General features: G+C 59.4%; 17 protein-coding genes and 3 tRNA genes. 18 read left to right on the top strand and 2 right to left on the bottom strand.

The features are described from left to right. Window positions 1–3 precede the first annotated feature (3 nt). The 14 genes from folP to M8Q45_RS20725 all read left to right on the top strand — a co-directional run bounded on the left by folP (window position 4) and on the right by M8Q45_RS20725 (window position 12,756). The gene (gene folP, locus M8Q45_RS20790) at window positions 4–855 is read left to right on the top strand and encodes a dihydropteroate synthase (RefSeq protein WP_249876197.1); all 852 of its coding nucleotides are present in this window, start codon (window positions 4–6) and stop codon (window positions 853–855) included. Window positions 856–871: 16 nt separating this feature from the next. Continuing rightward, window positions 872–2,209, top strand: coding sequence for a phosphoglucosamine mutase (gene glmM / locus M8Q45_RS20785; protein WP_030139787.1), 1,338 nt, complete (start codon window positions 872–874; stop codon window positions 2,207–2,209). Between the two features lie 66 nt (window positions 2,210–2,275). Next, window positions 2,276–3,031, top strand: coding sequence for a triose-phosphate isomerase (tpiA, locus tag M8Q45_RS20780; RefSeq protein WP_249876196.1), 756 nt, complete (start codon window positions 2,276–2,278; stop codon window positions 3,029–3,031). Window positions 3,032–3,035: 4 nt separating this feature from the next. Beyond that, window positions 3,036–3,419, top strand: a complete 384-nt coding sequence (gene secG / locus M8Q45_RS20775) for a preprotein translocase subunit SecG (RefSeq protein WP_181287548.1) — start codon at window positions 3,036–3,038, stop codon at window positions 3,417–3,419. A gap of 21 nt (window positions 3,420–3,440) precedes the next feature. Beyond that, a tRNA-Leu gene (locus M8Q45_RS20770) sits at window positions 3,441–3,526 on the top strand. 97 nt (window positions 3,527–3,623) lie between these two features. Then, a tRNA-Met gene (locus tag M8Q45_RS20765) sits at window positions 3,624–3,700 on the top strand. A gap of 136 nt (window positions 3,701–3,836) precedes the next feature. After that, window positions 3,837–4,295, top strand: a complete 459-nt coding sequence (rimP, locus tag M8Q45_RS20760) for a ribosome maturation factor RimP (RefSeq protein WP_033864484.1) — start codon at window positions 3,837–3,839, stop codon at window positions 4,293–4,295. 59 nt (window positions 4,296–4,354) lie between these two features. Continuing rightward, window positions 4,355–5,836 (top strand): transcription termination factor NusA, encoded by a 1,482-nt coding sequence (gene nusA, locus M8Q45_RS20755; RefSeq protein WP_181287550.1) that lies wholly within the window; start codon window positions 4,355–4,357, stop codon window positions 5,834–5,836. Window positions 5,837–5,863: 27 nt separating this feature from the next. Beyond that, window positions 5,864–8,383: a translation initiation factor IF-2 gene (gene infB / locus M8Q45_RS20750; RefSeq protein ID WP_249876195.1), complete on the top strand. Its 2,520-nt coding sequence runs from the start codon at window positions 5,864–5,866 to the stop codon at window positions 8,381–8,383. A gap of 158 nt (window positions 8,384–8,541) precedes the next feature. Further along, window positions 8,542–8,943 carry a 30S ribosome-binding factor RbfA gene (gene rbfA, locus M8Q45_RS20745; RefSeq protein ID WP_181287552.1) on the top strand — a complete coding sequence of 134 codons (402 nt, stop codon included), beginning with the start codon at window positions 8,542–8,544 and terminating at the stop codon, window positions 8,941–8,943. 3 nt (window positions 8,944–8,946) lie between these two features. Next, window positions 8,947–9,864 carry a tRNA pseudouridine(55) synthase TruB gene (gene truB, locus M8Q45_RS20740; protein ID WP_057450933.1) on the top strand — a complete coding sequence of 306 codons (918 nt, stop codon included), beginning with the start codon at window positions 8,947–8,949 and terminating at the stop codon, window positions 9,862–9,864. Window positions 9,865–10,004: 140 nt separating this feature from the next. After that, window positions 10,005–10,274 carry a 30S ribosomal protein S15 gene (gene rpsO, locus M8Q45_RS20735; protein WP_039592311.1) on the top strand — a complete coding sequence of 90 codons (270 nt, stop codon included), beginning with the start codon at window positions 10,005–10,007 and terminating at the stop codon, window positions 10,272–10,274. A gap of 175 nt (window positions 10,275–10,449) precedes the next feature. Next, window positions 10,450–12,555 carry a polyribonucleotide nucleotidyltransferase gene (gene pnp / locus M8Q45_RS20730; protein ID WP_030139794.1) on the top strand — a complete coding sequence of 702 codons (2,106 nt, stop codon included), beginning with the start codon at window positions 10,450–10,452 and terminating at the stop codon, window positions 12,553–12,555. Window positions 12,556–12,680: 125 nt separating this feature from the next. Next, window positions 12,681–12,756, top strand: a tRNA-Thr gene (locus M8Q45_RS20725). A gap of 9 nt (window positions 12,757–12,765) precedes the next feature. On the opposite strand, the gene M8Q45_RS20720 is transcribed toward M8Q45_RS20725, so the two are convergent. Continuing rightward, the gene (locus M8Q45_RS20720; protein WP_249877372.1) at window positions 12,766–13,314 is read right to left on the bottom strand and encodes a hypothetical protein; all 549 of its coding nucleotides are present in this window, start codon (window positions 13,312–13,314) and stop codon (window positions 12,766–12,768) included. A 302-nt stretch (window positions 13,315–13,616) separates the two neighbouring features. Here M8Q45_RS20720 and M8Q45_RS20715 point away from each other — a divergent pair, with 302 nt between their 5' ends. After that, window positions 13,617–13,922, top strand: a complete 306-nt coding sequence (locus M8Q45_RS20715; protein WP_249876194.1) for a DUF6388 family protein — start codon at window positions 13,617–13,619, stop codon at window positions 13,920–13,922. Window positions 13,923–14,003: 81 nt separating this feature from the next. On the opposite strand, the gene nadC is transcribed toward M8Q45_RS20715, so the two are convergent. Next, complete coding sequence (nadC, locus tag M8Q45_RS20710) at window positions 14,004–14,852, bottom strand: carboxylating nicotinate-nucleotide diphosphorylase (RefSeq protein WP_249876193.1); 849 nt, start codon at window positions 14,850–14,852, stop codon at window positions 14,004–14,006. 233 nt (window positions 14,853–15,085) lie between these two features. On the opposite strand from nadC, the gene M8Q45_RS20705 reads away from it, so the two are divergent. The 3 genes from M8Q45_RS20705 to ampE all read left to right on the top strand — a co-directional run bounded on the left by M8Q45_RS20705 (window position 15,086) and on the right by ampE (window position 18,754). After that, complete coding sequence (locus tag M8Q45_RS20705) at window positions 15,086–17,296, top strand: DUF1631 domain-containing protein (RefSeq protein WP_249876192.1); 2,211 nt, start codon at window positions 15,086–15,088, stop codon at window positions 17,294–17,296. Between the two features lie 64 nt (window positions 17,297–17,360). Beyond that, on the top strand, window positions 17,361–17,921 hold the full coding sequence (ampD, locus tag M8Q45_RS20700; RefSeq protein WP_249876191.1) for a 1,6-anhydro-N-acetylmuramyl-L-alanine amidase AmpD: 561 nt from the start codon (window positions 17,361–17,363) through the stop codon (window positions 17,919–17,921). Continuing rightward, window positions 17,918–18,754, top strand: coding sequence for a regulatory signaling modulator protein AmpE (gene ampE, locus M8Q45_RS20695; RefSeq protein WP_249876190.1), 837 nt, complete (start codon window positions 17,918–17,920; stop codon window positions 18,752–18,754). The genes ampD and ampE overlap by 4 nt, the downstream gene beginning before the upstream one ends. The last annotated feature ends 203 nt before the right edge of the window (window positions 18,755–18,957 follow it).

The following is an 18,957-nucleotide window of genomic DNA, read 5'->3' as shown; positions in this document are numbered from 1 at the left end:
GAAATGACTTCTGCCCAGTCCTCGACCCGGCTGCCATGCGGCAGCCGGGTTCTTGATTTGTCCCATGCGCACGTCATGGGCATTCTCAATGTCACTCCTGATTCCTTTTCCGACGGCGGCCGATTCAGCCAGCTTGACGCGGCGCTGCGACATGCCGAGGCCATGGTGGCGGCGGGTGCAACGCTGATCGACGTGGGTGGTGAGTCGACCCGCCCAGGCGCGCGGCCGGTTTCGCCGACCGAAGAGCTGGAGCGGGTGGCGCCCATTGTCGAACGCATCCATCGTGAGCTTGATGTCATCATTTCGGTGGATACATCCACGCCTGCGGTCATGCGCGAAGCGGCGCGCCTGGGGGCGGGACTGATCAATGATGTTCGCTCCTTGCAGCGTGATGGCGCGCTGGACGCCGCGGCCTCCACGGGATTGCCGGTTTGCCTGATGCATATGCTTGGCGAGCCCGGCACCATGCAGAACGATCCGCACTATCAGGACGTGACCAGGGAGGTGGGGGATTTTCTGGTGGGCCGAATGAACGAATGCGCCGCCGTGGGCATTCCTGCCGAGCGGATCATTCTTGATCCGGGGTTCGGTTTTGCAAAGACATTGGCGCACAATCTCAGCCTCTTCAAGCACATGGAAGCCCTGCATGCTCTGGGCCGCCCCTTGTTGGTTGGCGTCTCGCGAAAGAGCATGATCGGAAATGCCTTGGGGCGTCCGGTGGGTGAACGCTTGTATGGCGGTCTTGCGCTCGCGGCATTGGCTATTACGAAAGGTGCGCGCATATTGCGGGTACACGATGTAGTCGAAACGATGGACGTCGTGCGGATGATCGCAGCAGTGGATTCAGCCGAATAAGAATGATGGAGCACTTATGAGCAAGAAATATTTTGGCACCGACGGTATCCGTGGTCGGGTCGGTGAATATCCTATTACCCCCGATTTCATGCTCAAGCTCGGCTGGGCTGCGGGCATGGCGTTCCGAAAAATGGGCGCCTGCAAAGTGCTGGTTGGCAAGGACACGCGGATCTCTGGCTATATGTTTGAATCGGCGCTTGAAGCCGGCCTGACGTCGGCGGGTGCCGACGTCATGTTGCTGGGGCCGATGCCTACGCCTGCCATCGCCTACCTGACGCGAACCTTCCAGGCACAAGCCGGTATCGTGATCAGCGCCTCGCATAATCCCCATGATGACAACGGTATCAAGTTCTTTTCCGGCAAGGGCACGAAGCTGCCGGATGAAATCGAGTTGATGATCGAAGAGCTGCTGGATGCACCGATGACGGTGGTTGAGTCGAGCAAGATCGGTAAAGTGTCGCGGATCAACGATGCGTCGGGTCGCTACATCGAGTTCTGTAAAGGCAGTGTTCCGACGGGTACCAGCTTTTCCGGCCTCAAGATCGTCGTCGACTGCGCCCATGGCGCAACCTATAAGGTCGCCCCTAGCGTTTTTCGTGAGTTGGGCGCCGAGGTGGTGGTGCTGTCCGCCCAGCCTAACGGGCTGAACATCAACCACAACTGCGGCTCGACGCACACCGAGGCGTTGCAGGCGGCGGTTCTGGCTGAGCACGCAGATCTCGGGATCGCCTTTGACGGCGACGGTGACCGGGTGCTGATGGTCGATCACACTGGTACGGTGGTCGATGGTGATGAATTGCTGTTCATCATCGCTCGAGACCTGCACGGTCGTGGCAAGCTGCAAGGCGGCGTCGTTGGGACGTTGATGAGCAATCTTGGGCTTGAGCTGGCCCTGGCGGACCTGGACATACCCTTTGTACGAGCCAATGTGGGTGACCGTTATGTCATCTCGGAGCTGCTGGAGCGCAACTGGGTGATTGGAGGCGAAAATTCGGGGCATATCGTCTGTTTCGACCACACCACTACCGGTGATGCGATCATCGCGGCACTGCAGGTGTTGATGGCCCTCAAGGCGCGCAATGAAAGCCTGGCGCAATCACGCCAGGCGTTGCGCAAGTGTCCGCAGGTTCTGATCAATGTGCGTTTCGGTGGCGGTGCGAGCCCGCTCGAACACGCGATGGTCAAGCAGGCCAGTGAGCGCGTAACCCAGGCAATGGCGGGGCGTGGACGGGTGCTGTTGCGCAAGTCGGGTACCGAGCCTTTGGTGCGTGTCATGGTCGAAGGCGAGGATGAAGCACAGGTCCGCGGTTACGCCGAAGAGCTGGCGAAACTTGTAACTGAAGTTTCTGCCTGAATTCGGCTTGCCAGTCATGAATCGGTTGGGTAACATCTGCGCCCACTTTGACCGACGAGGTACAGCATGCGTCGCCCTATGGTAGCTGGTAACTGGAAGATGCACGGTACCCGCGCCAGCGTCGCTGAGCTGATCAAAGGCCTTCGTCTTCTGGCCTTGCCAAGCGGTGTTGATGTCGCGGTATTCCCGCCTTGCTTGTATATCAACCAAGTGGTTGATGGCTTGAAGGGTAAGTCGATTTCGGTCGGCGCGCAGAACTCTGCGGTGGAATCCATGCAAGGTGCGTTGACCGGTGAGATTGCACCGAGTCAGTTGGTGGATGCAGGGTGTTCCCTGGTCCTGATCGGACATTCCGAGCGTCGTCAGATCATGGGCGAGCAGGACAAGATGCTGATCCGCAAATTTGCTGCGGCCCAGGCTTGTGGTCTGATTCCGGTGCTGTGCGTAGGGGAGACCCTCGAGCAGCGTGAAGCCGGCAAGACGCTTGAAGTTGTCGGGCGTCAGCTGGGCAGCATCATCGAAGACTTGGGTGTCGGTGCTTTTGCAAAGGCAGTCATTGCTTACGAGCCGGTCTGGGCCATTGGCACTGGGCTTACGGCTTCGCCGCAACAGGCGCAGGATGTGCATGCAGCCATTCGCGCGCAGTTGGCGGCAGAGAATTCTGAAGTGGCACGAGGTGTGCGGCTTCTATACGGCGGCAGCGTGAAGGCGGCCAATGCGGCCGAACTGTTCGGCATGCCGGATATCGATGGGGGGCTCATTGGTGGAGCTTCCCTGAATGCAGATGAGTTCGGTGCGATCTGTCGCGCCGCGGGAAACTGAAAAAATGCTGGAAACAGTCGTAGTCGTTTTTCATCTGCTGGGCGCGCTGGGTGTAGTCGCACTCGTATTGCTGCAGCAGGGTAAAGGTGCGGATGCTGGTGCGTCTTTCGGTGCAGGTGCTTCAAATACTGTATTCGGAAGCCAAGGTTCCTCTACCTTTCTTAGTAAGTTTACTGCTATACTCGCCGCCGGTTTCTTCATAACCAGCTTAGGGTTAGGTTACTTTGCTAAAGAGAAGGCTCATGAGCTGACTCAAGTAGGTTTGCCAAACCCAGCGGTGTTGGAAGCGCCAAAGCAACAGCCGGCTTCTGATGATGTCCCGGTGCTTCAAGAGCAAAAGTCGGCCAATTCGGCGACTGACGTACCTCCAGCTCAAGAGCAGAAGTAAGAAGGTTTCAAACGTTGTATTGCCGAGGTGGTGGAATTGGTAGACACGCAACCTTGAGGTGGTTGTGCCCATAGGGTGTAGGGGTTCGAGTCCCCTTCTCGGTACCAATTATCAGGAGAGCCCGCTATTGCGGGCTTTCTTGTAGGTGGAAGGGTTACATTGACCCTATAAGGGATCGGTCGTATACTTCCGCCCCAGCTTTGTCGCGGGATGGAGCAGCCTGGTAGCTCGTCGGGCTCATAACCCGAAGGTCGTCGGTTCAAATCCGGCTCCCGCAACCAGTTTCAGGGCCCCTTCCAAGGGGCTTTTTGTTAGCTGGACACTTTATAACGCCGCTGTTCAACGGCGTTTCAAGGATGGGCGTTTCGCCCATTTTTTATTTTGCAAAGCATGCACTACATGCACGAGGGGGTTCAGGTGTCGAGCAAGCTAGAAGAGTTGCAGGCCTTGTTGGCCCCGGTGGTCGTGGCCCTAGGCTATGAATGCTGGGGTATTGAGTTTTCGGCTCAAGGTCGCCACTCAATGTTGCGCGTTTATATTGATAAAGAAGGCGGTGTGCTGGTGGACGATTGCGCCATTGTCAGCCGTCAGATCAGCGGGGTGCTGGATGTTGAAGATCCAATCGCCTCCGAATACACCCTTGAAGTTTCCTCGCCTGGCATGGAACGCCCTCTGTTCACTCTTGAGCAGTTTGCTTCGTTTGCCGGTGAACAAGTGAAGATCAGGCTGCGCTCGCCTTTCGAAGGTCGACGCAACTTCCAAGGCCTTCTGCGCGGTGTGGAAGAGCAGGACGTCGTGGTGCAAGTAGACGAGCACGAGTTCCTGTTGCCGATCGACATGATCGACAAGGCCAATATTATTCCCAGTTTTGACTGATACGTGCCAGATACTGCGGATCCCGCGGATCCAATGGCTTGCGAAAGGCGAGGCGTACGATGAGCAAAGAAGTACTGCTGGTTGTTGAGTCGGTATCCAATGAAAAGGGCGTACCGGCTAACGTTATTTTTGAAGCGCTGGAGCTGGCCCTGGCCACTGCTACCAAGAAGCGGTTTGAAGACGAAGTTGATTTGCGTGTGGAAATCAATCGCCACACAGGTTCCTACGAGACTTTCCGTCGCTGGACGGTCGTCGAGGAAGCGGACCTGGACGATCCGGCTATCGAAACCTGGCCGAGCAAGGTTGCGGAAACGCATCCTGGCGCCAAGGTCGGTGATGTCGTCGAAGAAAAAATCGAGTCCATTGAATTCGGTCGCATCGCTGCACAGACTGCCAAGCAGGTCATTGTGCAGAAAGTTCGCGAAGCCGAGCGCGCGCAAGTCGTCGACGCTTATCGCGAGCGCCTGGGGGAAATCATCTCCGGCACCGTGAAAAAAGTCACCCGCGACAATGTGATCGTCGACCTGGGCAACAACGCCGAAGCGTTGCTGGCTCGCGAAGACATCATTTCTCGTGAAACTTTCCGGGTTGGCGTGCGTTTGCGTGCGCTGCTCAAGGAAATCCGCACCGAGAACCGGGGCCCGCAGTTGATCCTGTCGCGTACCGCGCCGGAAATGCTGATCGAGTTGTTCCGCATCGAAGTGCCGGAAATTGCTGAAGGCCTGATCGAAGTGATGGCCGCTTCCCGTGATCCGGGTTCGCGCGCCAAGATCGCGGTCCGCTCCAAGGACAAGCGTATCGACCCGCAAGGTGCCTGCATCGGCATGCGTGGTTCGCGTGTCCAGGCCGTATCCGGCGAGTTGGGCGGCGAGCGTGTGGACATCGTCCTGTGGGACGACAACCCGGCTCAGTTCGTGATCAATGCCATGTCGCCTGCTGAAGTGGCGGCAATTATCGTCGACGAAGATGCCCATGCCATGGACATCGCCGTTGGCGCAGACAATCTGGCTCAGGCCATCGGTCGCGGTGGTCAGAACGTGCGTCTGGCCAGCCAATTGACTGGCTGGACCCTGAACGTGATGACCGAATCGGACATCCAGGCTAAGCAGCAAGCTGAAACCGGCGACATCCTGCGCAATTTCATCGAAGAGCTTGAAGTCGATGAAGAACTGGCGCAGGTGCTGGTGGATGAAGGCTTTACCAGCCTGGAAGAGATTGCCTACGTACCGGTGGAGGAAATGCTCAACATCGACGGCTTTGACGAGGAAATCGTCAACGAGCTTCGCGCTCGGGCCAAGGATCGCTTGTTGACCAAAGCCATCGCTACTGAGGAAAAGCTGGCAGACGCCCATCCGGCCGAAGACCTGCTCTCGCTTGAGGGCATGGACAAGGATTTGGCGATGGAACTGGCGGTGCGCGGCGTAATTACCCGCGAAGACCTGGCCGAGCAGTCTATTGACGATCTGCTCGACATCGACGGCATTGACGATGATCGTGCCGGCAAGTTGATCATGGCCGCCCGAGCCCACTGGTTCGAGTAATTAGGCGCGGCCTGAGGAGAGAAGTGCATGACGCAAGTCACGGTGAAACAACTGGCCGATGAGGTCAAAACACCGGTAGAGCGCCTGTTGCAGCAGATGCGTGAGGCAGGTCTGCCGCACACCGCCGCCGAGGAACATGTGACCGACAGTGAGAAGCAGTCCCTGCTGACTCACTTGAAGAGCAGTCACAAGGCGAAAGTGGAAGAACCGCGCAAGATCACTCTGCAGCGTAAAACCACCAGCACCCTGCGTGTTGCCGGTAGCAAAAGCATCAGCGTTGAAGTACGCAAGAAGAAAGTCTTCGTACAACGCAGCCCGGAAGAAATCGAAGCCGAGCGCAAACGCGAACAGGAAGAACGTCGCGCAGTAGAAAATGCTGCTCGTCAGAAGGCTGAAGAAGAAGCCAAGCGTCGCGCTGAAGAAGAAGCGCGTCGCCAGCCTGCTGCTGCGCAACCTGCTCCAGCCGAAGCCGTCGAGGCTGTTGCCCCGGCCGCCGAGCCTGTTCGCGAAGCGGCTCCGGTCGCGGCGCCAGCGCCGGCTCCAGCCGATACTCGCAAGCGCGACGAACAACGTCGTCCGGACAAGCCACGTGCCGACGACAACCGTCGTGGCGGTGGTGATGGCGAGCGTAAAAACGCTCCTCATCGTGCTTCGGTCAAGGAAAAGGCGCCGGCACCACGCGTTGCGCCGCGTACCACCGACGAAGAAAGCGATGGCTTCCGTCGCGGCGGTCGCGGCAAGGCCAAGCTGAAGAAACGCAACGCCCACGGTTTCCAGAGCCCTACCGGCCCTGTCGTGCGCGAAGTGAAGATCGGCGAGACCATCACTGTGGGCGATCTGGCCCAGCAGATGTCGGTCAAGGCTGCTGAAATCATCAAGTTCATGTTCAAGCTGGGTACCCCGGCCACCATCAACCAGGTTCTGGACCAGGAAACTGCCCAGCTGGTCGCTGAAGAACTGGGCCACAAAGTGACCCTGGTCAGCGACACCGCCCTGGAAGATTCCCTGGCCGAGTCCCTGAAGTTCGAAGGTGAAGCGGTTGCCCGTGCTCCGGTCGTGACCGTCATGGGTCACGTTGACCATGGTAAGACCTCGCTGCTCGACTATATCCGTCGTGCGAAGGTTGCGGCTGGCGAAGCTGGCGGTATCACCCAGCACATCGGCGCCTATCACGTTGAAACCGACCGCGGCATGGTGACGTTCCTCGACACCCCGGGTCACGCCGCGTTTACCGCGATGCGTGCTCGTGGCGCCAAGGCAACCGACATCGTGATCCTGGTGGTTGCGGCGGACGACGGCGTCATGCCGCAGACCATCGAAGCCGTTCAGCATGCCCAGGCTGCTGGCGTGCCGCTGGTGGTGGCAGTGAACAAGATCGACAAGCCGGGCGCTGATCTCGATCGCATCCGCAGCGAGTTGTCGGTTCACGGCGTGACCTCCGAAGAGTGGGGTGGCGACACTCCATTCGTCCCGGTTTCCGCGAAGATGGGTACTGGCGTCGACGAACTGCTCGAAGCTGTCCTGTTGCAGGCCGAGGTTCTGGAGTTGACCGCTACGCCTTCGGCGCCTGGCCGTGGTGTGGTTGTTGAATCGCGCCTCGACAAGGGCCGCGGCCCGGTGGCGACCGTTCTGGTTCAAGACGGTACCCTGCGCCAAGGCGACATGGTGCTGGTCGGCTCGAACTATGGCCGCGTGCGCGCCATGCTCGACGAGAACGGCAAGCCAATCAAGGAAGCCGGTCCGGCTATCCCGGTCGAGATTCTCGGCCTGGACGGTACGCCGGACGCTGGCGACGAAATGAGCGTTGTGGCTGACGAGAAGAAAGCCCGTGAAGTCGCGCTGTTCCGTCAAGGCAAGTTCCGCGAAGTCAAGCTGGCCCGTGCTCACGCCGGCAAGCTGGAAAACATCTTCGAGAACATGGGCCAGGAAGAGAAGAAGACGCTCAACATCGTCCTCAAATCCGACGTCCGTGGTTCGCTGGAAGCTTTGCAGGGCGCCTTGAACGGCCTGGGTAACGACGAAGTGCAAGTACGCGTGGTCGGTGGCGGTGTCGGTGGTATCACCGAATCCGACGCCAACCTGGCACTGGCTTCCAACGCTGTACTGTTCGGCTTCAACGTGCGTGCCGATGCTGGCGCTCGCAAGATCGTCGAGCAGGAAGGCCTGGATATGCGTTACTACAACGTGATCTACGACATCATCGAAGACGTCAAGAAAGCGTTGACCGGTATGTTGGGCAGCGACGTTCGGGAGAACATCCTGGGCGTGGCCGAAGTTCGCGACGTGTTCCGTTCGCCGAAGTTTGGTGCCATCGCCGGTTGCATGGTGATCGAAGGTGTCGTTCACCGTAACCGTCCGATCCGTGTACTGCGTGAAGACATCGTGATCTTCGAAGGCGAGCTGGAATCCCTGCGCCGCTTCAAGGATGACGCTTCCGAAGTACGTGCCGGCATGGAATGCGGTATTGGCGTCAAGAGCTACAACGACGTCAAGGTCGGCGACAAGATCGAAGTCTTCGAGAAGGTCCAGGTTGCTCGCAGCCTCTGACTCGGTACTTCAAGAGCCGCATCGGGCAGCCGCATGAACATGCGCTGCCGCGCAGGCGGACTCTAAACGCAACGCCCGGTCTGGCTTTTGCCAGGCCGGGCGTTTGCCGCTTTCAGACCTCGCGGGTTTCACCGTGGGGCAGTAACAGGTAACAAGACATGGCAAAAGAATACAGCCGTACCCAACGAATCGGCGATCAGATGCAGCGCGAGCTGGCCCAACTGATCCGTCGCGAAGTCAAGGACCCGCGCGTCGGCCTGGTCACCATTACCGCAGTGGAAGTCAGCCGTGACGTCGGTCACGCGAAGATTTTCATCACCGTGATGGGCCAGGACAGCGCCGAAGAAATCGCCCAGAGCATCAAGGTGCTCAATTCGGCTGCCGGTTTCCTGCGTATGCAGTTGGCCCGGGAAATGAAGCTGCGCAGCGTTCCACAGTTGCACTTCCATTACGACGAGAGCGTCGTGCGTGGCGCGCATCTGTCGGCACTGATCGAGCGTGCCGTGGCTGAAGACAGCCAGCACCCGGCGGCCGCTGAACCCGAAGACACCAAGGAGTAATCGGTGGCTCAGGTCAAACGTATCCGTCGTAACGTCAGCGGCATCATCCTGCTCGACAAGCCGCTGGGATTCACGTCCAACGCAGCCTTGCAGAAAGTGCGCTGGTTGCTCAACGCCGAGAAGGCCGGTCACACCGGTAGCCTCGATCCGCTGGCTACTGGCGTGCTACCGCTGTGCTTTGGCGAGGCAACCAAGTTCTCCCAGTACCTGCTCGATTCCGACAAGGGTTATGAAACCCTGGCGCAGTTGGGCAAGACCACCACCACGGCGGACGCCGAAGGTGAGGTTTTGCTGGAGCGCCCGGTGACCGTTGGTCAGGCGGATATCGAAGCGGTGCTGCCGAGATTTCGTGGGCAAATCAGCCAGATACCGCCGATGTACTCCGCCCTCAAGCGTGATGGCCAGCCGTTGTACAAACTGGCCCGTGCAGGCGAAGTAGTGGAGCGTGAACCGCGTTCTGTTACTATTGCGCGCTTGGAATTGCTGGCCTTTGACGGTAATACTGCGCGGCTTGCAGTGGATTGCAGCAAAGGCACTTATATCCGCACCCTGGTGGAGGATATTGGCGAGCAGCTCGGTTGTGGCGCGTACGTGGCAGAATTGCGACGGACCCAGGCCGGACCTTTCACGTTGGCCCAGACGGTCACGCTGGAAGAGCTCGAAGCGGTACATGCCGAAGGCGGCAACGAAGCGGTCGATCGCTTCCTGATGCCATCGGACAGCGGCTTGCTGGACTGGCCGCTGTTGCAGTTCTCGGAACACAGTGCGTTCTACTGGCTCAACGGCCAGCCGGTACGTGCCCCGGATGCCCCGAAGTTCGGCATGGTGCGGGTACAGGATCACAACGGTCGCTTCATCGGTATCGGTGAAGTGAGCGAGGACGGGCGGATTGCGCCGCGTCGACTGATTCGGTCGGAATGACCGGAACCAGCCTGTGTAAGCAGGCTGGCGAGTGTGGCTGTTAACAGGCACGGTCACTACTCATTTATAGATACAGGGATTTGTCCCTGGCCTGTTGGTACGGTTTCCCTGGAAACGGTACCTCACAAGAGGAAAGCCACATGGCACTCAGCGTTGAAGAAAAAGCTCAGATCGTGACCGACTACCAGCAAGCTGTTGGTGATACTGGTTCGCCAGAAGTGCAAGTTGCACTGCTGACCGCCAACATCAACAAACTGCAAGGTCACTTCAAGGCCAACGGTAAAGATCACCACTCCCGTCGTGGTCTGATCCGCATGGTAAACCAGCGTCGCAAGCTGCTGGATTACCTCAAGGGCAAGGACGTTAATCGTTACAGCACCTTGATCGGTCGCCTGGGTCTGCGTCGCTAATAAGCGATTGCGCTATGAGGTTGGTTGTCTGCCAGTTGCCTGCGTTTTGCGTCGGCGACCGGCAGGCTCCCAGCCTCAAGTTTTATCTGGACAGTCGTTGGGCCGATTCCCCGCACTGCCCAAGAATTTCGCAAGAAGACAAGTTCCCCAAGAGCCACAAAGAAGGTAGGACACCGTGAACCCGGTAATCAAAAAATTCCAGTTCGGTCAGTCGACCGTTACCCTCGAGACTGGCCGTATCGCCCGTCAGGCCTCCGGCGCAGTGCTGGTCACCGTTGACGACGACGTCAGCGTATTGGTGACCGTTGTCGGTGCCAAGCAAGCCGATCCAGGCAAGGGCTTCTTCCCTCTGTCTGTCCACTACCAGGAAAAGACTTACGCTGCCGGTAAGATCCCTGGCGGTTTCTTCAAGCGCGAAGGCCGTCCTTCCGAGAAAGAAACCCTGACTTCCCGACTGATCGACCGTCCGATCCGTCCGCTGTTCCCAGAAGGTTTCATGAACGAAGTGCAGGTTGTCTGCACCGTCGTGTCCACCAGCAAGAAGACCGATCCGGACATCGCTGCGATGATCGGTACCTCGGCTGCCCTGGCCATTTCCGGCATTCCTTTCGATGGCCCGATCGGCGCAGCCCGCGTTGCGTTCCATGAAAGCACCGGCTACCTGCTGAACCCGACCTACGAGCAACTGAAGGCTTCCAGCCTGGACATGGTCGTGGCCGGTACTTCCGAAGCCGTGCTGATGGTTGAATCCGAAGCCAAAGAGCTGACCGAAGACCAGATGCTGGGCGCCGTGCTGTTCGCCCACGACGAGTTCCAAGTGGTGATCAACGCCGTCAAGGAACTGGCTGCCGAAGCCGCCAAGCCAACCTGGACCTGGGCTCCACAGCCAGAAGCCACCGAGCTGCTGGGCGCGATCCGTGCCGAGTTCGGCGACGCGATCTCCCAGGCCTACACCATCACCATCAAGGCCGACCGTTATGCGCGCCTGGGTGAGCTGAAAGACCAGGTCGTTGCCAAGTTCTCCGGCGAGGAAGGCCAGCCATCGGCCAGCGACGTCAAGGCTGCTTTCGGTGAAATCGAATACCGCACCGTTCGCGAAAACATCGTCAACGGCAAGCCACGTATCGACGGTCGCGACACCCGCACCGTACGTCCGCTGAACATCGAAGTCGGCGTCCTGCCGAAGACCCACGGTTCGGCACTGTTCACCCGTGGCGAGACCCAGGCGCTGGTCGTTGCAACACTGGGCACCGCCCGTGACGCGCAACTGCTGGACACCCTGGAAGGCGAAAAGAAAGACCCGTTCATGCTGCACTACAACTTCCCTCCGTTCTCGGTGGGCGAGTGTGGTCGCATGGGTGGCGCCGGTCGCCGCGAAATCGGCCACGGCCGTCTGGCTCGTCGTTCGGTCCAGGCCATGCTGCCAGCCGCTGACGTGTTCCCTTACACCATCCGCGTGGTCTCGGAAATCACCGAATCCAACGGTTCGAGCTCGATGGCTTCGGTCTGCGGCGCTTCCCTGGCCCTGATGGACGCTGGTGTGCCGATGAAGGCACCGGTGGCCGGTATCGCCATGGGCCTGGTCAAGGAAGGCGAGAAGTTCGCCGTCCTGACCGACATCCTGGGTGACGAAGACCACCTGGGCGACATGGACTTCAAAGTGGCCGGTACCGCCAAGGGCGTTACCGCACTGCAGATGGACATCAAGATCAAGGGCATCACCGAAGAGATCATGGAAATCGCCCTGGGCCAAGCCCTGGAAGCGCGCCTGAACATCCTCGGCCAGATGAACCAGATCATCGGTCAGTCCCGTACCGAGCTGTCGGAAAACGCTCCGACCATGATCGCGATGAAAATCGACACCGACAAAATCCGTGATGTCATCGGTAAAGGCGGCGCGACCATCCGTGCGATCTGCGAAGAAACCAAGGCTTCGATCGACATCGAAGACGACGGTTCGATCAAGATCTTCGGCGAAACCAAGGAAGCGGCAGAAGCAGCACGCCAGCGCGTCCTGGGTATCACCGCGGAAGCCGAGATCGGCAAGATCTACGTGGGCAAGGTCGAGCGCATCGTCGACTTCGGCGCGTTCGTCAACATCCTGCCGGGCAAGGACGGTCTGGTCCACATCTCCATGCTGAGCGATGCTCGCGTCGAGAAAGTGACCGACATCCTGAAGGAAGGCCAGGAAGTGGAAGTGCTGGTACTGGACGTGGACAACCGCGGCCGTATCAAGCTGTCCATCAAGGACGTCGCGGCAGCCAAGGCATCGGGCGTTTAATCACCCCATCGCTTAGCCGCTGAACAAGCAAACGCCCCGACTGGTTCGGGGCGTTTTGCTGTGTGGCGAAAATCACTGCCAGGCAGGTTGCCTGGCTACAGGGGACGGTGCTAGTTTTAGCCACCGCCCGTGTAGCTCAGTCGGTAGAGCAGCGCACTCGTAACGCGAAGGTCGCAGGTTCGATTCCTGTCTCGGGCACCATCCCCCTCGTCATTTCACCTTCCTGCTCAGTTCCTCGACCGTGCGTTTAAGCTGGCTCATCTCGCTGTCCTGATCACTGAGTTCCCGTTTCAGGGACGAAAGCTCGCTATTGCTCGAGCTCGAACTGGAGCCGCTATTGCGCTTGAGTTCTTCCACCTGCTTGCCAAGATCCTTCAGATCGCTTTCCTGTTCCTTGACGGTGCGCTTGAGCTCGTCGATCTCCCGGCTGCTGGACGTGGAGCTGGAGCCACTGTTGCGCTTGAGTTCTTCGATTTGTCGAGCCTGCTCGCTGAGCGTGCGCTTCTGGTTGTCCAGTTCGGCGGCGTTATCCTTTACCGTTTTTGGCAGGTCTTCCAGCGCGCTGGCGTTGATGTGGGTCTTGACCAGTACGTACTTGTCAGATTGGTCATAACGAAGGGCAGGGATGACGTCGGAGAAGGACAGCCCATCGGAGGAGACTTCAACAGCAGCTTGGGCAGCACCGGCCAAAGCCAGGCTGCCGAGCAGCAAGGTCGCGGTAGCAAGTTGGGTCGACGAACGTTTCGAAAAGCTGCGCATCACTGGGGTTCCTTGTGAAGTGCCGGTATGGCACATAGCTATGACTGGTTGTTTTGACAGATGTTCCAAGGCCTACCGAGCTTCTCCTGCATGGCTTTTTTGTGGGACAGATGTAAAGAGCCGTGTAAATCGTCGGCGAAACGTCCTATATTCGTTGCCTGCATGAGCATCGCCCAGCAGTTTTCAGATGATCCACGAATGGTTCTGAAGGCCAGGTAAACCGGGCTTCCAACGGCTTCCTGCGTCAGAGAGATCCTTGATGATCCAGATCCATCTTCCATTCCCAGATCAGCGAGAACGCCATGACCGTTAAAGAATTGAGTCAAGAAGCCAGACACGAAGAAGCCCTGCGCAAATATGCCCAGGACACGCCGCAGTTGCTGGAAGAGATCAAGGACCTCAGTCCTGATGATCAGAAAGACCAGCTCCAGTGGGCGTTCGAAGACGAGGCCGAAGCCCAGGGGCTGCAGCCTTGGGAGCTGACGCTCAAATACACCAGCACACCTGAGGCATTCGAGGCGCAGCGCCTTGCGCTGCACAAGGAGGCGGCCGAGGTGTTGGGTGTGGAATGGGATGAATACTGCGAGATGAACAATCTTGTAGTTTGAAAGCAGCTACAAGCTACAAGCTACAAGCTGCAAGACAAGCACGGAGCGGCTTGAAGCTTGCAGCTTGAGGCTTGTAGCTACTTAGAGACTGAGGCGCATCGACAGGTCGATGGCCTTCACATCCTTGGTCATCGCCCCGATGGAAATATAGTCCACGCCAGTCTCGGCAATCGGGCGCAACGTGCTTTCGTTGATGCCGCCGCTGGCCTCCAGTTTCGCCTTGCCGCCGTTCAGGCGCACCGCTTCGCGCATGTCGTCCAGGCTCAGTTCGTCGAGCATGATGATGTCGGCGCCGGCCGCCAGTGCTTCTTTCAATTCCGCCAGGCTTTCCACTTCGACTTCCACCGGTTTGCCCGGTGCGATCTGATGGGCGGCGCTGATGGCTTGGGCAATCCCACCGCAAGCGGCAATGTGGTTTTCCTTGATCAGGAACGCGTCGTACAAGCCGATGCGGTGGTTATGACAGCCGCCGCAGGTGACCGCGTATTTCTGTGCCAGGCGCAGCCCCGGAAGGGTCTTGCGAGTGTCCAGCAGCTTGACCTGGGTGTCGGCGACGAAGTCGGCCAGGTAGCGAGCCCGGGTGGCGACGCCCGAAAGCATCTGCAGGAAATTCAGCGCGCTGCGCTCGCCGGTCAGCAGCGAGCGGGCCGGGCCTTCGAGGTGGAACAGCGCCTGGTCAGGAGCCGCCCGGTCACCGTCACGTACTTGCCAATGCACCGCAACACGCGGGTCCAGTTGCCGGAATACCGCGTCCACCCAGGCCGTCCCACTGATGACGGCGGCTTCTCGGGTAATGATGGTGGCCTTGGCCAGGCGCTCGGCGGGAATCAGTTGCGCGGTGATGTCGCCGCCGCCGATGTCTTCCAGCAGCGCGCGGCGCACGTTGGCTTCGATTTCGGCGGTCAGGTCGGCGAGACGTAGATTCGGCATAACGGGCTCCACAAACAAAGTGGCCGGATTATATCCGCTTGGGGCTTGTTGGCTTGCATTTGGTCGCCTGCTCGCAACATTTACCCGAATTGCCGGTCATTTATTGCGATCTCTTTGAGCCGGTTCACAGAGTCCTCTGGTGCGACGAGCTCTTTTTACCCGATAATCCGCCTTTCGATTGACGTCATGACTTTGACGTAGCGAACCGAAGAATGCCGTTTCAGGAGGCCAGGATGCACAACGACGGGAATGTAGTGCCTTTGCACAAGGTGCCTACCGACCAGGCGAATCGTTCGCCGCTCGCCCGCCTGCCTGTGATTCTCCTTCAGGTTCGCGACAAGGCGGCGCAGCAGTTGCGCGTTGGATTGCAAGGCCTGTTCGATAACGCCGATGACACGCTGTTCGAAATGGCCGATCGGGCGCGCAATGATGTCGAGCAGAACCTCTATTTCGAAGCCATGCGTGACCTGCGCCTCAAACGCAAAAGCATCGAACGGGAATTTCTCGAACAGTTTTTCGAGGCGTTTGTCAGCCTGGCCCAGTATGACCTTACCCAGGCGACCCTGGCGCCGGTGCTGGGTGCCATACCGAGCCAGCCGAACCATGACGAGCTGGAGCGCCGCCTGGCGGTGGAAACCATGGTGGCCCGGGTGCTCAGCCGCGATGGCGTGTCGCTCGATCAACTCACGGCGCGGCTCAGTGTATTGCTGGACCGGCCGTTGGCAAACCAGCAGAACCCGTTGAGCCCGGCATTGCTGTGTGAGCATTTTCTCCAGGCCGGACGCAATCTGGGCGTGGGCATCAAGGTCAAGCTGATCCTGCTCAAGCTTTTCGAGCGTTATGTACTCAGCGAATGCGACCAGTTCTACGCCGAAGCCAATCAGTTGCTGGCCGCCACGGGTATCCTGTCGGACCTGAAGGCTGCTCCATCACGACGGGCGTCGGATCGCGCCGAAGAAGCCCCTCGGCCCAGGGGCGAGGGCGCTGCCCGGCCACGTGCGGAGGTCGTCGATGACAGCGTGCACGAAGTGTTTGCCGCATTGCAGAAGTTGTTGGTCCAGGTGCGAGGCAGCGTCGCGCCGACCCTGGAACCGAGCACGCCGGCCCAGCCGATCTCGACACGGGACCTGCTTCGCTTGCTGTCTCATTTGCAGCAATACGTGCCGGCGCCTGCGGTCCAGGACGATTTCGACCTGCGTAGCCAGCTCGAACAGTTATTGACCCGTGTCAGCGTCAAGAGCGGCCGGTCCCGTGTCGTCGATGGTGCCGATGAAGATGTGATCAACCTGATCGCGATGATGTTCGAATTCATTCTCGACGACCATAACCTGCCGGACGTCCTCAAGGCCCTGATCGGACGCCTGCAGATTCCCATGCTCAAGGTGGCGGTGCAGGACAAAAGCTTTTTCAGCCGCGGCAATCACCCGGCCCGCCGGCTGCTCAATGAAATCGCCGCCGCGGCGATGGGCTGGGGCGACTGTGATGATCACCAGCGCGACAGCCTCTACCAGCGCATCGAGCAGGTGGTGCAACGCCTGCTGAACGACTATGTCGACGATCCGGCAATATTTTCCGAAGTGCTGGCCGATTTCCTGGCGTTTACCAGCGATGAGCGCCGTCGCAGTGAATTGCTCGAACAACGCATCAGGGACGCTGAAGAAGGACGGGCCAAGGCTGAACTGGCGCGCCAGCGGGTCGAAGGGGCGTTGAACCAGATCATGCTGGGCAAGTTCCTGCCCCAGGCCGTGGTGGATTTCGTGCAACAGGCCTGGAGCCAGGTGTTGCTGTTGACGGGTTTCAAGCATGGCGAGCAGTCCGCCGAATGGCAGGCCGACGTGTTGACCCTCGAACAACTGGTCTGGAGCGTCCAGCACCACGAAGAGCCTGATGCGGGCCTGCGCTTGTTGGCGATGGTGCCGGAATTGCTCAAGGCCTTGCGCGAAGGGCTGAGCCGTTCGGCGTTCGATCCGTTCGCCACCAGCGAGTTTTTCAGCGAGCTGGAAGTGCTCCATGTCCAGGCTCTACAGAGGTTGGGCCAGGTCACGGAGCAGGCCGAGTCCACCGATTTGCCGGTCATGGTCGAGGTGGCGGAACCCATCGTCTTGCGCACGGCGCCGAAGACGCCAACGGAAGAACTGACCGTGCGCCTGCCCGCCGATGACGTGGGCCTGCTGCAAGTCGATCAATTGCGCCTGGGAAGTTGGGTCGAGTTCCAGGAAGACGAAGACAACAGCCTTCGCTGCAAGCTGGCGGCAATCATCCAGGCCACCGGCAAGTACGTCTTCGTCAATCGCACCGGCCTCAAGGTCCTGGAACACAGCCGCACCAGCCTGGCCCTGGAGTTCCGCCGGGGAGCGGCGCGGTTGCTGGACGACACCCTGCTGTTCGACCGGGCGCTCGAGTCCGTGCTGGGTAACCTGCGCCAACTCAATCGCGGCAAGTGATCGCGCAGCCCGGTCCGATCGCGGCATACTGACGGGATTCTCCGTCGTCATCGAAGGAACCTGTATGCAGCTGGACTCCGCGAGCGGTTGGTGCGATGGCGCGCGTCATTGCCCTTCGCCCAATTTCAATGCGCGCCCCGAGGGCGAAATTTCCCTGCTGGTCATCCACAACATCAGCTTGCCGCCGGCACAGTTCGCTACCGGCAAAGTGCAGGAATTTTTCCAGAATCGCCTGGATGTCACGGAACATCCCTACTTTGCCGGTATTGCCGACCTGCGCGTCTCTGCGCATTTCCTGATCGAACGTGACGGCGCCGTGACCCAATTTGTCTCTTGTCTGGATCGTGCGTGGCACGCGGGCGTTTCGTGCTTCGAGGGGCGGGAGACCTGTAATGACTTTTCCGTGGGCATCGAGCTGGAAGGTACCGATGATAGGCCTTTCACCGATGCACAATATTTCTCCCTCGTGGAACTGACCCGGCAGTTGCAGGCAGCGTTTCCGGCGATCACGGTGCAGCGTATTTGCGGGCACAGCGACATCGCCCCGGGGCGCAAGACCGATCCGGGACCGGCATTCGACTGGGCGCGCTACCGCGCGGCCCTGACAGGAGGGGAAGGACAATGAGTTTTCTGGTGTTGCTGCTGGCGGTCTGGATCGAGAAGTTCTCGGCCTTGCGCCAGCGGGTCCAGCGTGACAGCGGCTGGCTGGGCGAGCTGAACAAGCTCGAGGCGAGCCCGCGCTGGGGCAATCGGCCTTGGCTGGTGTTGGTAGCGATGGTCCTGCTGCCGGTGGCGGCGCTGGCGTTGCTGCTTTGGGTGCTGGATCCGGTGGCCTATGGTTTGCTGGCGCTGCCGGTGCACCTGTTGGTGGTGATCTATAGCCTGGGCCGCGGTGATCTATTGGCTGCTCTCGGGCCGTTCCGCGATGCGTGGCGGCGAGAGGACCTGCAAGCGGCGGCTCACGTGGCCAAGCGCGACTTGAATATCGACGCCGACGGCAGTGAGCAATTGCTGGAGCGGGTACAGCGACACTTGCTGTGGCAGGCCTACCAGAGCTTTTTCGCGGTGATCTTCTGGTACTTCCTGCTGGGCCCTGTAGCTGCCCTGAGTTATCGGTTGCTGGCGCTGGCCGCTGAACACAGCCAGAACCCCGGCGTGGCGGAGCGTGCAGCGCAGCTGCGGCATGCCTTCGACTGGGTGCCAGTGCGGTTGCTGGCGGCGAGCTTTGCCCTGGTGGGCAACTTCGTGGCGGTCAGCCGAGTCATGCTGCATGAGCTGCTGAACTGGAACATCAGCGCCGCTGACCTCATCGATAAAGTTGGCCTGGTGGCCGGCGAGATTCCCACGCCCGTCGCCGGGCCGGACGGTATCAACAGCCTGGATCGGCTCTGGGAATTGCTGCTGCGCGCGGCGGTGCTCTGGTATGCCGGGTTTGCGTTGTGGACGGTGTTGGCCTGATCAAACCAGGCAAGGCTGTGACGAGGCGCTGATGTGGCGAGGGAGCTTGCTCCCGCTCGGTCTCGTAGGCGCTGGCGAAGCCTGCGATCTTTTGATCTTTTGATCTTTTGATCTTTCGCTTGAGATTCAAGTGTTTTTGAAAAGATCGCAGCCTCGTTGCACTCGGCAGCTCCTACACAGCTCCTACACCGTTAACCTTAAGT

It is taken from the genome of Pseudomonas sp. T1.Ur, assembly GCF_023516725.1.
GTDB classification, from domain to species: domain Bacteria; phylum Pseudomonadota; class Gammaproteobacteria; order Pseudomonadales; family Pseudomonadaceae; genus Aquipseudomonas; species Aquipseudomonas alvandae.
The sequence above is the reverse complement of the archived record's forward strand: the minus strand, read 5'-3'. Positions and strand labels throughout refer to the sequence as shown.

Bases quoted from the DNA above. Each gene is read 5' to 3' on its own strand.
- folP (WP_249876197.1), top strand. From the start codon at position 4: ATGACTTCTGCCCAGTCCTCGACCCGGCTGCCATGCGGCAGCCGGGTT.
- glmM (WP_030139787.1), top strand. From the start codon at position 872: ATGAGCAAGAAATATTTTGGCACCGACGGTATCCGTGGTCGGGTCGGT.
- tpiA (WP_249876196.1), top strand. From the start codon at position 2,276: ATGCGTCGCCCTATGGTAGCTGGTAACTGGAAGATGCACGGTACCCGC.
- secG (WP_181287548.1), top strand. From the start codon at position 3,036: ATGCTGGAAACAGTCGTAGTCGTTTTTCATCTGCTGGGCGCGCTGGGT.
- nusA (WP_181287550.1), top strand. From the start codon at position 4,355: ATGAGCAAAGAAGTACTGCTGGTTGTTGAGTCGGTATCCAATGAAAAG.
- infB (WP_249876195.1), top strand. From the start codon at position 5,864: ATGACGCAAGTCACGGTGAAACAACTGGCCGATGAGGTCAAAACACCG.
- rbfA (WP_181287552.1), top strand. From the start codon at position 8,542: ATGGCAAAAGAATACAGCCGTACCCAACGAATCGGCGATCAGATGCAG.
- rpsO (WP_039592311.1), top strand. From the start codon at position 10,005: ATGGCACTCAGCGTTGAAGAAAAAGCTCAGATCGTGACCGACTACCAG.
- M8Q45_RS20720 (WP_249877372.1), bottom strand. From the start codon at position 13,314: ATGCGCAGCTTTTCGAAACGTTCGTCGACCCAACTTGCTACCGCGACC.
- M8Q45_RS20715 (WP_249876194.1), top strand. From the start codon at position 13,617: ATGACCGTTAAAGAATTGAGTCAAGAAGCCAGACACGAAGAAGCCCTG.
- nadC (WP_249876193.1), bottom strand. From the start codon at position 14,852: ATGCCGAATCTACGTCTCGCCGACCTGACCGCCGAAATCGAAGCCAAC.
- M8Q45_RS20705 (WP_249876192.1), top strand. From the start codon at position 15,086: ATGCACAACGACGGGAATGTAGTGCCTTTGCACAAGGTGCCTACCGAC.
- ampD (WP_249876191.1), top strand. From the start codon at position 17,361: ATGCAGCTGGACTCCGCGAGCGGTTGGTGCGATGGCGCGCGTCATTGC.
- ampE (WP_249876190.1), top strand. From the start codon at position 17,918: ATGAGTTTTCTGGTGTTGCTGCTGGCGGTCTGGATCGAGAAGTTCTCG.